The 12,389-nt window shown below is 54.7% G+C and carries 11 protein-coding genes; 1 reads left to right on the top strand and 10 read right to left on the bottom strand.

All coding sequences use genetic code 11. From position 1 onward, the window contains the following. Window positions 1-451 precede the first annotated feature (451 nt). Window positions 452-1,036 (top strand): LytTR family DNA-binding domain-containing protein, encoded by a 585-nt coding sequence (locus tag AC2FI7_RS08535; RefSeq protein ID WP_238528792.1) that lies wholly within the window; start codon window positions 452-454, stop codon window positions 1,034-1,036. Window positions 1,037-1,039: 3 nt separating this feature from the next. On the opposite strand, the gene pdeM is transcribed toward AC2FI7_RS08535, so the two are convergent. The 10 genes from pdeM to AC2FI7_RS08585 form a co-directional block, all read right to left on the bottom strand. Continuing rightward, on the bottom strand, window positions 1,040-1,702 hold the full coding sequence (gene pdeM / locus AC2FI7_RS08540) for a ligase-associated DNA damage response endonuclease PdeM (RefSeq protein WP_029621960.1): 663 nt from the start codon (window positions 1,700-1,702) through the stop codon (window positions 1,040-1,042). A 41-nt stretch (window positions 1,703-1,743) separates the two neighbouring features. Next, window positions 1,744-4,155 carry a ligase-associated DNA damage response DEXH box helicase gene (locus tag AC2FI7_RS08545; RefSeq protein ID WP_010441648.1) on the bottom strand — a complete coding sequence of 804 codons (2,412 nt, stop codon included), beginning with the start codon at window positions 4,153-4,155 and terminating at the stop codon, window positions 1,744-1,746. A gap of 39 nt (window positions 4,156-4,194) precedes the next feature. Beyond that, complete coding sequence (locus AC2FI7_RS08550; RefSeq protein ID WP_010441649.1) at window positions 4,195-5,502, bottom strand: DUF8689 domain-containing protein; 1,308 nt, start codon at window positions 5,500-5,502, stop codon at window positions 4,195-4,197. A gap of 116 nt (window positions 5,503-5,618) precedes the next feature. Next, on the bottom strand, window positions 5,619-6,164 hold the full coding sequence (locus tag AC2FI7_RS08555; RefSeq protein ID WP_010441650.1) for a prepilin peptidase: 546 nt from the start codon (window positions 6,162-6,164) through the stop codon (window positions 5,619-5,621). 3 nt (window positions 6,165-6,167) lie between these two features. After that, window positions 6,168-7,019, bottom strand: coding sequence for a tetratricopeptide repeat protein (locus AC2FI7_RS08560; RefSeq protein WP_170779328.1), 852 nt, complete (start codon window positions 7,017-7,019; stop codon window positions 6,168-6,170). 11 nt (window positions 7,020-7,030) lie between these two features. Then, the gene (locus tag AC2FI7_RS08565) at window positions 7,031-7,573 is read right to left on the bottom strand and encodes a tetratricopeptide repeat protein (protein WP_170541624.1); all 543 of its coding nucleotides are present in this window, start codon (window positions 7,571-7,573) and stop codon (window positions 7,031-7,033) included. 70 nt (window positions 7,574-7,643) lie between these two features. Beyond that, window positions 7,644-8,621, bottom strand: coding sequence for a type II secretion system F family protein (locus AC2FI7_RS08570; RefSeq protein ID WP_480610513.1), 978 nt, complete (start codon window positions 8,619-8,621; stop codon window positions 7,644-7,646). A gap of 10 nt (window positions 8,622-8,631) precedes the next feature. Next, window positions 8,632-9,600, bottom strand: a complete 969-nt coding sequence (locus AC2FI7_RS08575) for a type II secretion system F family protein (RefSeq protein ID WP_480875869.1) — start codon at window positions 9,598-9,600, stop codon at window positions 8,632-8,634. 12 nt (window positions 9,601-9,612) lie between these two features. Continuing rightward, the gene (locus AC2FI7_RS08580; RefSeq protein ID WP_010441655.1) at window positions 9,613-11,052 is read right to left on the bottom strand and encodes a TadA family conjugal transfer-associated ATPase; all 1,440 of its coding nucleotides are present in this window, start codon (window positions 11,050-11,052) and stop codon (window positions 9,613-9,615) included. Window positions 11,053-11,069: 17 nt separating this feature from the next. Further along, window positions 11,070-12,305: a CpaE/TadZ family protein gene (locus tag AC2FI7_RS08585; protein WP_010441656.1), complete on the bottom strand. Its 1,236-nt coding sequence runs from the start codon at window positions 12,303-12,305 to the stop codon at window positions 11,070-11,072. Window positions 12,306-12,389 lie beyond the last annotated feature (84 nt).

A 12,389-nucleotide genomic window follows, 5' to 3' on the forward strand; every position in this document is an offset into this window, starting at 1 on the left:
ATCGCCTGCCTGCTGGCCAATACGCTGACCGCCGCGTGCCGGGCGAATGGCCTGCCAGAACCCGAAGGCCTGACAGCATAATACCCGACACAAAGACCTATTTGGGTATGATCTGATTAGCCGGAGAGCCTGCGCGCTCTCCGGTTTTTTGTTCTCCAGGAATTATTAATAGGTATGGGGATTTGTTAACTTGACCCAGCGTTAACCCGTGATAAGCCTTCTAATCCAAGTGGTTGTGAGGTTAGACTACCTTCCGTTTGATGTTTTTGGTGCAGGCTAAGAAGGTGTGTTGCTTGGTATGAAGTCCAAACTAAGTCCGATCATCTCGTTTTGCAGTCTTCAACGTGTAGTGGCCGGCCTAGTTTTTGTTCCATTGCTTGCCTATTCGTTCGCACCCTTTCGAGACATGACACTGTCATATTCACAGCGGTTGTTGTTCTGGACTGGTGTAATGCTACTGGCGCTGGTTGCAACATGGGCTGCGGGGCAACTTGTGCGCACAAAACTGAGTTTATCGGGATCGTTGTTCCGGGATTTTGCTTTTGCTGCGTTGATCCTGTTGTTGTTTGCCCCCTCTTTGTGGTTTCTGACGTGGATTCTGTTCTCATTGAATGGACGGATGGCTCCAGACTTGTTGAAGGTCGTCCCTTATGGGCTTCTGTTTGCAACGGGGCTATTACTTGTTCGTCAATGGGGCGATCCAGATGAAGCAGTGGAAGCACCTCGACCACGGCTCTACCATCGATTGCCAACTGGTTTCGAGGGGGAGATCTACCGACTGACCGTGCGTGATCACAGCGTCGATGTCGTGACTTCAGAAGGGACATTTACCATCCGCTCGCGATTTACCGATGCGATAGCTGAGATGGAGCCGGTTCCTGGGCATTGCACACATCGATCACATTGGGTGGTAGATTCCACAATTGTTGGGGTCAAGAAAGAGGCGGGGAAAACGTACCTGCGTTTAAGGAACGGCGACCACGTACCTGTCAGCCGAAAATACAAGCAGCATCTTGTGGATGACGGGCTGTTATAAGGATCATCGCGGCATTGGAATTTTCTGGGGCTGATTCCCCGTCAAGATTGCCCGGGCATCGGAGGCCATGATCCTTGTCAGTGTTTGGTCTGTGCTGCGCAACCCGCCGGTATAGGTCCCATAGGCGGGCAGGATTAGTCGGGCATGATCCAAAAGGAACGCAGGCCGAGAGATCGAGCGCCCCCGAATATTCAAACTTGCCTTGGGATGATAGTGGCCGGAAATCTCAGCCATTGCATCTGGTTGGGTTATATGGCGAAAAGTGAGGCCGCTGCAAATCCATTCGGATAGATGCGTACCACCAATTTCAACCGGACCGGGGTCATGATTGCCTTCGATCCAGATCCAGTTCCGACCTGCTTGCAACGTTGCAATCCGAAGCCTGTCCTCAGTTGTCAATGCAGTTAACGCGTCCAAGTCGTCAAAGCTGTCTCCCAGACAAATTACTGACGTGGCCTTTGTATGTGACAAGTCACATTCCAGCCGTGTCAAAGTCTCGCGTGTATCATAAGGGGGGAGCGAAGAACCGCCCCTTCGAGCGATGCGTTCCGACTTGCCCAGATGCAGATCAGATACGCAAAGCAGGCGTTGATCGGGCCACCAAAGCGCCCCGGAACCTAGTGCGCGCAGTTGGTGACCCGCAAAGGAAAACTCGACATTGTTCATGGTCCGTTCTTTGCCTGTTTCGACGGACGGCGCAAGAGGATTCACGGTGATTGTATGCCTGCAGCTTGCAGCAAGCGGGCACTCTCTTCGGCCAGAAGACGTTCTTCTGCCTCACCTTTGACTGGCACTTTTCCCATTTCCAGAAAGAGCGGCGCAGCCAATGGAGAAACGCGATCCAGCCGCAGAAGATCGATGCGGCCATTGATCCGCCCGACCATCGCTTCGATCCGACCGAAATCAACCAATCCGCGCATGGCTTCTTCGCGGGTGATCTGCATCAAAAGATGGTCGGGGTCGTATTTCAGCAGAGTGTCATACAAGATATCTGACGAAAACGTCGCCTGCCGCCCGCTTTTTCGCTGCCCTCCGGTATTGCGCTCGATTAGACCTGCGATTGTGGCCGAGGCGCGAAACGTCCGTTTCATCACGGCGTTGCCTGCCAACCACGTTTCCAGCCCTTCGCGCAGCGCATCAATTTGAAACAATGGGCGTGGATCGGTTACCGCATCCAGGCCCCAGATCAAGGTGGCATAGTCGGTAGCGACAAAGCCCAGTGGGGCAAGGCCGGTCTCTTCCATACGTTTGGTTAGTAACAAGCCCAGGGTCTGCTGCGCATTTCGGCCTGCAAAGCCATAGACACAGATATGTTCACGTCCATTGTCGGGGAAGCTTTCGATCAATAGTCGATCGCGCTGCGGTAGGCGCGAGACGTCGCGTTGCAACGCCAGCCAATCGGCGGTGTGGGCGGGCAAGTGTGCCCAGTCGCTTTGCGCGAACATACGCAGGATGCGGTCGCTAAGCTGCGTAGATGTGGCGAATTTTGTGCCAGAGAAGGTTGCGATTTTGGGTTTCTTGTCGGCACGGCGGCTGACCTCAACCACCATTTCACGCAGCCCTTCATAACGGACGATCTGACCGCCGATCAGAAATGTGTCACCGGGGGTGAGCGAGGCAGCAAACCCTTCTTCCACCTCGCCAAGTGGCTTGCCACCGCGATTTCGTTTCAACCGTACCTTCAGCGTGTCAGTGTCCTGAATTGTGCCCAGATTCATCCGGATACGCTGCGCTGCTCGTGGATCACGCAATTGCCAGCGCCCATCTGATCGCTGCTGCAACCGCTGCCAGCGGTCATAGGCGCGCAGGGCGTACCCGCCGGTGGCGCAGAAATCCAGGCAGGCATGAAATTCGGATCGGTGGAGGTCGGCATAGGGCCCCGCCGAAGTCAGCGCGGTGTAGAGCACATCGGCCTCGAACGGTCCCGCTGCAGCGGCGATCAGGATATGCTGGCAGAGCACATCCCGAGGGCCCGCACCACGAGGATCACCATCGAGGTCATGTTCCTGCACCGCCTGCAGAGCAGCCACACATTCGACCACTTCAAACCGGTTGGCAGGGACCAGCAACGCCTTCGATGGGGCATTATAACGATGGTTTGCCCGTCCGATCCGCTGCACCAGCCGTTTGACGTTCTTTGGCGCGCCAATTTGGATCACCAGATCCACATCCCCCCAATCGATTCCCAGATCGAGGCTGCCCGTGCAGACGATGGCCCGCAGATCACCGCATACCATTGCGGCCTCAACCCTTTCGCGTTGCTGCCGGTCCAGACTGCCGTGATGGATACCGATTGGCAGACTTTCATCATTTGCCAGCCAGAGATTATGAAAGAATATTTCGGCCTGAGCGCGCGTGTTGTGGAAGATCAGTGTTGTTCTATGCTGCCGAACCTGCTCCAGCACCGCCGGAATGGCATAGGCGGCGCCTCCACCAGACCAGGGGGGCATTTCTTTGGTTTCAAGCATCGCGATATCGGGATCTGGGCCGGGATCGGCCTGAATTATTCTGCAAGGATCAGGATGCCGGGCCAGAAACTGCGCAATGCCTTCTGGGTCTTCCACAGTCGCAGACAGGCCGACACGGCGCAAATCGGGGCAGAGCGCTTGCAACTGTGCCAGTGCAAGCATCAATTGATCGCCCCGTTTGCTTTCCGCCAAAGCGTGAATCTCATCAACGATGATGCGCTGGACTCCCGCAAACATACGCGGCGCGTCTTCGTAGGAGGTGAGTAACGCCAAGCTTTCTGGTGTGGTCAGTAGGATATGTGGAGGATCAACACGCTGGCGTTTCTTTTGCGTGGCCGACGTATCGCCAGTGCGGTCTTCGATCCGTATAGGCAAGCCGATCTCTTCCACCGGGGCACGCAGATTGCGGCGGATATCAGCGGCCAGCGCCTTGAGTGGTGAGACATAGATCGTATGCAGCCCATCATGCGCGCCGTCGGCCAGTTCGGACAGGGACGGCAAGAAACCGGCCATCGTCTTGCCCCCGCCTGTCGGGGCAATCAAAAGCGTCGCCGGCTCCTGTGCCTGGTCGAACATGTCTTGTTGATGCGGGTGGATCGACCAGCCTTTGGCTGCAAACCAATCGCTAATCCGGGCGGGAATCTGCGTCATGGCCGCAGATTAACCGCCCGGGTTCAGAAGGACAGGGGGTTAGTGAACGATCTTTTCTTCCTTGACGAACATGTTCGCCCAGGCACGGTCGATCAAATCGGGGCTCATCTGATAGGGGATGCCTTCGAATTCGCAGATCGAGATCATCTGATCGATCAGGAAGATCGGTTGATAATTCGCGTAGATGTTCTGGATCGTCGGGTATTTGACCTTCAGCAAATGTACCAGAGCGGCTTCGTCCAGAGGCATCCCGCGTTTGCGGGCGACCATCGCAAAGATCTTGAGGAAGTTCTCTTGGTTCGGACCATCAATCTTGATCTTGAAGAAGATCCGGCGCAGAGCGGCTTGGTCAAAGATTTCATTCGGATGGAAGTTGGTTGAAAAGATGACCAGAGTATCGAAGGGTACTTCGAACTTCTCACCAGATTGCAGGCCGAGGATATCCTTGCTTTCTTCCAGCGGAACGATCCAGCGGTTGATCAGGGCCTGAGGGGGTTCGGCCTGACGCCCAAGGTCGTCCACGATGAAAATGCCTCCGGTCGATTTCAATTGCAGCGGTGCCTGATAGGTCCGGGCAGTGGGGTTGTAAACGAGGTCCAACATGCTCAGCGACAGTTCACCGCCGGTAACCACGGTCGGGCGCTCGCATTGCACATAACGCGTATCGAACCGTTTCCGGCGGCGCAAACTGTTGGGATCGTCCTCTTCCTGTTCAATCGCGGTGTGAACAATCGGATCGTATACGGTGATCACCTGCCCCGAATATTCGATGGCGCGCGGGACATAGACATTGTCACCCAGCGCGTCCCGAATTCCGTTCGAGATTGAGGACTTACCATTGCCCGGAGGGCCATACATCAGGATCGAGCGACCGGCGCTGACAGCAGGGCCCAAGTGATCCAGCAGGCTGTCGGGTAGAACCAGATGACCCATAGCACCAGTCAATTGATCACGGGTGACCTGAATGTTGCGGATCGACTGACGCTTGACCTGTTCGCGATAGACGTCCAGTGGCACCGGCATCGCGCCAAAATACTCCGATTGGCTAAGCGCGTCTAAGGCACGGGCCTTTCCTGCATCGGTTAACTGATACCCCATCTCGTTGCCCGAGTTGGCGTTCAGTGTGCCTGTCGCCTCCATCAGTTTCTGTTCCCGTGCGATATCGATCAGTTCCTGCGTCACCGAGCCGGGCAGGCATACCGCCGCGGCAACCTCGCTTACCGTATCCACGTTCTTGCGAAAGATCGTTTTCAGCAGAATGTCACGCATCATCACCAGCGGAAGCTGCATTTCAGCCAACCCCTTAGGGGCAGGGGGGGCCATAACGGAGGACGTCTGCATGTTCATAAGCGGGACTCGTCTGTCAATTATCACACCAAAGGCCCCATGCAGGGCCGTTTAGGGAAAATTTGACGCGTCTTTGTGGCAGGACCAAGGCGCGGGCAAGGCGCGGTCATGATTGTTCACGAACCGTGGATTATGCCCAAAATCAGGTAAGCCACGAGGCTACCTGCAAGCGTCAGACCCATTGGAAACTGTTTACCGCGATCCCAACTGTCCCAATGCGGAGCGATCTGGCGCAGTCGGGTGTGTTTCGCTAACCGGTGGGAGCAAAAAGCCCCAAGCAGCGTGGCAGACAGAATTATGAAAACCCACATGAAATCACTGGCCCAGATAAAAGCAGCGGCGGCAGCGCAGAATTTGGCGTCGCCAGCTCCCATAATTCCAGCCGCATTCAATATGATGCCGACGATCAGTACAACGACTATGTGAAGCAGCTGCCAGGCGTATAGAGGCAGCTTAACAGTGACCGGACCAAACGTGCCGGGTAGCCATTCGCCCGACCACGGTGGCAAAACGAAAAGGCCGACAACGAGATAAACCACCAACAGTGCCATGACCGCATGGTTCTTGATCCGCATCTCACGCATATCGGTGAAGGCAACGTAGAAACAGATCGGCAGGACAAATGGTAAGAACCACGCCGCCGCTGCCGCTGGTATGTGCATGGATTAGGCGTCCTCGAGTGCCCGAAGCGAGCGAACGGCTTCGTCATAATGCTGGGGATGCGTGGCGATTGCCTCGCGATACAGGTTCTTGGCAAGGTTTACATCGCCTTGTTTAACTGCCGAAATAGCCATCGTATTCAGCAACATCGCCCGTTCGGTCTGTGACATCGGGACAACCGGAACGCTGTAATTGCCTTGTGCACTGCGCGCCAGAACCAGATTGTTCTTCGCGGTAAATAGCGCGTTGTCCTGTTGAATGGCTTCGGTGAACAGACGTTCAGCTTCGGCATATTGCCCGCGTGCCATTTTGGAGTAGCCCCAGTTATTCATGACACCCGCCGGTCGCGTAGTCAGGCCAACGGCGGTTTCATAATAATGGTCCGAGCGTTTCCAGTCTTTTCTGGAGTCTGCCACCAGCGCCTCAAGCCGATAGCGCTTGAAAGTCTCATAAGTGGGTGGGATTTTGTCGAGTGTTGCCTTTGCACCGTCCCAATTTCCGCTACGCACTTGCGCATCTGCATATTCAACCCGGTCGGCGTTGTTTGCACCTTTCATCCCGAGCACACGTTTCCATGCCGCTGATGCCTCGGTGTTGCGCTTGGCGCGGGTCAGGGTAATCGCAAGACCACGCTGAAGATCGATCCGGTCCGGGTTCTTGGCGGCCGCACCCTGAAAATAAGTGACGGCTTCATTTGGATCAGCTGCATTCAGCATCACGTCATTCAGGTTGGTCTCGTCAATAACGTTCACTTCCTGAAATGTACGTTCGACTTTTTCCTCTTCAGTTTCTTTTGCGCAAGCGGAAAAAACCAGCCCGCACGCAAGCATCGTCGGAATCAAAAAGGGATGGCGCATTTTTGCGTCCTTTACTGCTCTGCCTCTATTGCCGGGTTTTTGCGCAGAACGAATTGCCCGTCGCCGCGCTGCTCCAGCTCAAATTCTTGTTCTTGTGGGGTATTATTAGCAGGATTTTCCATTTTTGCGAGTGCTAACCGCAAATTGTCACGGATTGCGTCACTTTCGCCATTGTCTAACGCAAAAGCACGGCGGAAAACCTGTGCTGCTTCGGCGTATTCGCCCGTCTCCATCAGGAATACGCCAAGATTATTCCAGGCGACCGGCCAATCGGGATCATCCTCCACTGCTCGGCGTAGCAGGGGTTCGGCTTGTCCGATCCGGCGTAAGCCCAAATTGGCGGTGCCGAGCGAAGTCAGGATCTCGGGTGTCATTCCCTCGGTCAGCGCCGCCCGGGTGAAGGATTCCATCGCAAGCTCGTATTCGCCTGCCGCCATTAGGCGATTGCCGATAGCGATTTCATCCACAGCCGGGCCATCGGGGTCAATTCCAGGCGCAAATGGATCATCCGGAGAACGCGTTTCAGTGCAAGAGGCCACCATGGCAATAACCATGGCGGCCCTAAAGAGATGACGCAGGTGCAAACCGAAAGGCTTGAGAACCTTATCACGCAGAAGGTGAGCGTTATTGGCTTCCAAACTCCATGATACCTTTTGCCGAAGGGCCAACAAGAATGACCAGAAGGGGGGGGACGGTCAACATCATTGTGGCGAGTGTCATTTTGGTTGGCAACTTGTTCGCGGCTTCTTCGGCGCGCATAACGCGCTTGTCGCGCATTTCGTCGGCGTAAACCCGCAGAGCTTCCGCGATCGATGTACCAAAGGTGGCTGACTGGATCATAACAGTCACAAATGCGCTAACGTCCTGAACTCCGCAACGCCTGGCAAAATCGCGCAGGACCGTATCCTTTTCTTTACCAGCCTTCATTTCATAGGCGACGACTTCAAATTCAAGCGCAATGTCGGGATAGGAGGCTTTCATTTCCGCTGCGACCCGAACGATGGCTTGATCAAGCGATTGGCCGGCTTCGACGCAAACAAGCATCAGGTCAAGCGTGTCCGGGAAACCGTTGACGATGGCCTCCTTCCGTTCCTCTACGCGTCGTGTGATCCAGTACTTGGGTATGAAGTATCCGACCAGTCCAGGCCCCAAAACGCGAATTAGGAGTTGAGTAGAGTCAAACTCCTGATCTCCTGCAAAAACCGTGACCAGTGAGATACCGATCAGAATTCCGACAATCCCCAACGCAAACTGCGAAAAATGATAGAATCGGACGGCATCTTTTGACTGATAGCCCGCTTGGCGCAGCTTGAGCTGAACGGCCGAATATTCTTCCTCGTCCTTGGGTTCGAGGAAATTGGCAAATTTTTCAAGCTGCTCGTTGCGGCTGGCGTTTCTCAGGCGTTCTTTCTTTTCTTTCTTACTTTTCTTAGGCGCCGCGTTTGAACGTTGTAGCTTCTTAAGTGGATCCTCAGGCTGATTCAGCATCAAAGGGACGGTGATCAGGATCATAAACAAACCCAGAATACCAACGACAATCAGCGGGCCAAATTCGCCTAAATGAGTTTTCAGCAGCTCATTGATCTGGCTCAGAATTTCCATGGCGGCACCTCTAAACCTTAATATCAGTCAGGATTTTCATGACGATCAGGTTCAATGTCAGCATGATGCCAACAAAGAAACAGGCTGGAATGAAAAGCGGATGATCCATCACTGAATCGTAATAGTGCGGATCCTTGACCAGAATGAACATGAGGCATGCAAGAGGGAAGCCGGACAGGAACTTTCCTGACCATTTTGCCTCAGCGGTAATCGCATTCACCCGACGGAACAAGCGGAACCGGGCCCGGATCACTTTCGCAAGGCCGGCGAGAATGTCAGCGAGGTTACCCCCGGACTGCTGCTGAATGGAAACCGCCACGGCAAGGAAGCGCAAATCCTGCATATCCAGCCGTTCTGCCATGTCCTTAAGCGCTTCACCCACTTCCCGGCCATAAGCAGATTCATCCGAGATGATGCCAAATTCCGTCGCAAGTGGGTCCTCAACTTCGCTGGCAACGATCTGGATCGATGAAACAAACGGGTTGCCGACCCGAAGCGATCGCACCATCAGTTCAACCGCATCCGGTAATTGTTCTTCGATCAAAGCCATGCGTTTCTTGGCCTTATTGCTGACCCAAGTGTAGACAGCACCAATACCGATGGCACCCGAAAGCGCGATCCGCAATGTCATTTCGGTCGCCGTGGCCACGCTGAGGGCCATGAAGACCAAACCAGAAACCAGCGCCATGATCATAATCAGCTGTCTGGGCGAGAAGGCGATTGCGGCTTTTTGGGCTTTGTCTGCAAGAAGCGAATAGAGCGGGATGCTCTGCGACTTCATATGCTGCTGCATTTCCTTGCGCAGTTGTTCCAGCACCTGTTCGCGACCGACACCCTTGTCGATCATATCCAGCCTGCGATTGACACGGCTGTTCAGGCTGATCGATTTTCCAAAGGCGACAAGATAGATACCTTCGACCAGGGCAAAAACCCCGACGAAAATCACGACATAGATGAGCGCCTCGACAGGCAGTTGCATATCTTGGTTCTCCTACATCGTGGTCGGGTCGTAGATCGAAGCGGGTAGATCGAAACCCCACAGGCGGAACCGCTCTGAAAAGTTGCTCCGAACGCCTGTCGCAGTGAAATGGCCGATGATTTTGTTATCAGGGGTCAAGCCAACACGTTGAAATTTAAAGAGTTCCTGCAAAGAAATCACGTCACCTTCCATCCCGGTAATCTCAGTTATGGAAGTCATGCGACGTGAACCGTCCTGTAGACGGCTGGCTTGAACAATCAGGTTCACAGCCGATGAGATCTGGCTGCGGACGGCTTTGATCGGCATTTCGATTCCAGCCATCGCGATCATGTTCTCAAGACGTGAGATACCGTCGCGGGCAGAGTTGGCGTGGATCGTTGTCATTGATCCGTCGTGGCCTGTGTTCATGGCCTGCAACATGTCGATCACCTCGGCACCACGCGTCTCGCCCACGATGATGCGGTCGGGGCGCATACGTAGGGCGTTTTTCAGACAGTCCCGCGGGCTGACCTCACCCTTGCCTTCCACGTTGGGCGGGCGGCTTTCCATCCGGCCCACATGGGTCTGTTGTAGCTGAAGTTCCGCCGTATCCTCGATGGTTAGGATGCGTTCGGCGTCGTCGATAAAGCTGGAAAGCGCATTTAGCGTTGTCGTCTTACCGGAACCCGTACCACCCGAAACGATGATATTCAGGCGCGTTGAAACCGCGGCCTGCAAATAGGCGGCCATTTCTTCCGTGAAGGCGCCAAAATTGACAAGATCGTCAATGCCCAGCTTGTCCTTCTTGAACTTACGAATCGAAACCAGCGAGCCATCAACCGCAATCGGCGGCACCATTGCGTTGAAACGCGAGCCGTCTGCCAAACGGGCGTCAACGTAAGGGTTGGATTCATCGACACGACGGCCAACAGCAGACACGATCTTGTCGATGATCCGCATCAGGTGCTTTTCATCCTTGAAAGTGATGTCGCTGATTTCCAGTTTGCCTGCTCGCTCGACGAAAATCTGCTGAGGGCCGTTTACCAAAATATCGTTGACCGTATCGTCCTGCAGCAAGGTTTCCAGCGGCCCCAGGCCGGTGACTTCATCATAAAGTTCCTTGTTGAGCTGAGTGCGGTCCTCGCGGTTCAAGACAATATTGCGCGATTCCAGAACTTCGCTTGAAATTGCACTGATCTCAGCCCGTAACTCGGCCTCTGCTGCTTTCTCAAGCGCCGCAAGGTTTAGGTTTTCAAGCAGTTCACGGTGCAGTTCCAGCTTGATCTCACCCAAACGCTCTTTGCGCTTGCGCTCTTTGTCGTTGACGGTGACCTCCGCCGCCTTTTTTTGCACCGGCTTGCGTACGACATTGGTCGAGGCCGCCGCCGCGGCTGGCGTTGCGGCCTCAGCTTTTTCAGGCGCCGGGGTTTGAACCGGCTGCGCCGAAGGCTGTTTCTTATATCTTGAAAACACGGCAGCTCCCCTTTGAATTATGCGGCTTCAGCGTCGCTGCTGCCTAGGCTATGAAGCGATTGAGCAAGTTTGGCGATCTCGCGACGTAGCGGATTCTTGGCCGCCGAGTTTGCCAATGGCAGGCCGTGATCACCGCTTTGCATGACTGCCTTGCCACCATCAGGTAGAAGCAAGTCGATCGAAATGCCCAGGCTTTCGCCCATACGTTTGACCCGGCCTTTTCCGTTGAGGTCGGTGAATTTCGGTGCCCTGTTCATGGCAAACCGCAACTTGTTAAAAGGCAGTTCTTCGGCCTGCAAAGCCCGTTTCAAGCGCAACGCGTTCTGAGCCGATCGCATATCGAGTTCGATCAAAGCAAAATAGACATGCGCCGCCTGCAGCACCGTTTCGGACCAGTGAACCAGTGTTTTGGGCATGTCGATCACGACGTAGTCGAAGTGGCTGCGTGCTGTATCGATCACCCGCTGGATATCCTCAGGGTTGATAATATCCAGTGGAACCATATCGGACGGAGCGGTTAGGACCTGCAGCTTGTCTTCGAATGTTTGCAGGGCTTGCCCGAAGGATTCCTCGTCCATGGAATCAGTGTCCGAGAGCATTTCGAATACGACCTCGTGACGCGGAAGGTCCAAAAACGTAGAAACGCTGCCATATTGAAGATCCAGATCAATCAGGCACACTTTGGGTGTTTCTTTGGCTGAAACTGTAGCCAGTTCCCACGCAAGGTTTACGGCCATCGTCGTGGAGCCGACCCCGCCTGCGAGCCCCTGGACCACGAACAGCGCGCCCTCTTTCGACGCACCATTGGCCAGCGGCACTGCTGCGGCTTGTGGTGCTGTGACCGGGTCGGGCTTGTTCATCCGGTCAATTGCTTCCTGAAGTTCGTTTTCGGGAAGCGGGTAGGGGACAAACTCATCAGCGCCCTTACGCAATAGTTGATGCAGGGAAGCCGGAGTCACATCTTCTGCGATCAAAACAACCTTTATGCCCTTTTCCTTGGCACGCGTGATGATTTCACCCATCATGGTCAAGTTGTCTTCGTCATCACCATCCAGCGCCAGGGCAACAAACTGAAGCGATTCAGCTTCGGGCTGGCTAAAGAACGCGAGCGCCTCGGCAAACCCCAGATCCCCCCAGCGTTCTCCTAGCGCGGCTTCCATATCTTCGATCAACAGATCGAAATTCTGGACATCACGGCTAATCGTGCAGGCCAGAATGGCGTCGTTTTCATCTTGCGGCGTCGCGCTCGTCATAAACACAATCCTCGTCGAGAGGGCTGAGCAAACCTGATGAACGCGTGAAAGGTCAGTTCTAGCTTGCTGTCGCCCGATGCGGTC

It is taken from the genome of Ruegeria sp. YTSA064 (assembly GCF_059610325.1).

Bases quoted from the DNA above. Each gene is read 5' to 3' on its own strand.
- AC2FI7_RS08535 (WP_238528792.1), top strand. From the start codon at position 452: ATGCTACTGGCGCTGGTTGCAACATGGGCTGCGGGGCAACTTGTGCGC.
- pdeM (WP_029621960.1), bottom strand. From the start codon at position 1,702: ATGAACAATGTCGAGTTTTCCTTTGCGGGTCACCAACTGCGCGCACTA.
- AC2FI7_RS08545 (WP_010441648.1), bottom strand. From the start codon at position 4,155: ATGACGCAGATTCCCGCCCGGATTAGCGATTGGTTTGCAGCCAAAGGC.
- AC2FI7_RS08550 (WP_010441649.1), bottom strand. From the start codon at position 5,502: ATGAACATGCAGACGTCCTCCGTTATGGCCCCCCCTGCCCCTAAGGGG.
- AC2FI7_RS08555 (WP_010441650.1), bottom strand. From the start codon at position 6,164: ATGCACATACCAGCGGCAGCGGCGGCGTGGTTCTTACCATTTGTCCTG.
- AC2FI7_RS08560 (WP_170779328.1), bottom strand. From the start codon at position 7,019: ATGCGCCATCCCTTTTTGATTCCGACGATGCTTGCGTGCGGGCTGGTT.
- AC2FI7_RS08565 (WP_170541624.1), bottom strand. From the start codon at position 7,573: ATGGTTATTGCCATGGTGGCCTCTTGCACTGAAACGCGTTCTCCGGAT.
- AC2FI7_RS08570 (WP_480610513.1), bottom strand. From the start codon at position 8,621: ATGGAAATTCTGAGCCAGATCAATGAGCTGCTGAAAACTCATTTAGGC.
- AC2FI7_RS08575 (WP_480875869.1), bottom strand. From the start codon at position 9,600: ATGCAACTGCCTGTCGAGGCGCTCATCTATGTCGTGATTTTCGTCGGG.
- AC2FI7_RS08585 (WP_010441656.1), bottom strand. From the start codon at position 12,305: ATGACGAGCGCGACGCCGCAAGATGAAAACGACGCCATTCTGGCCTGC.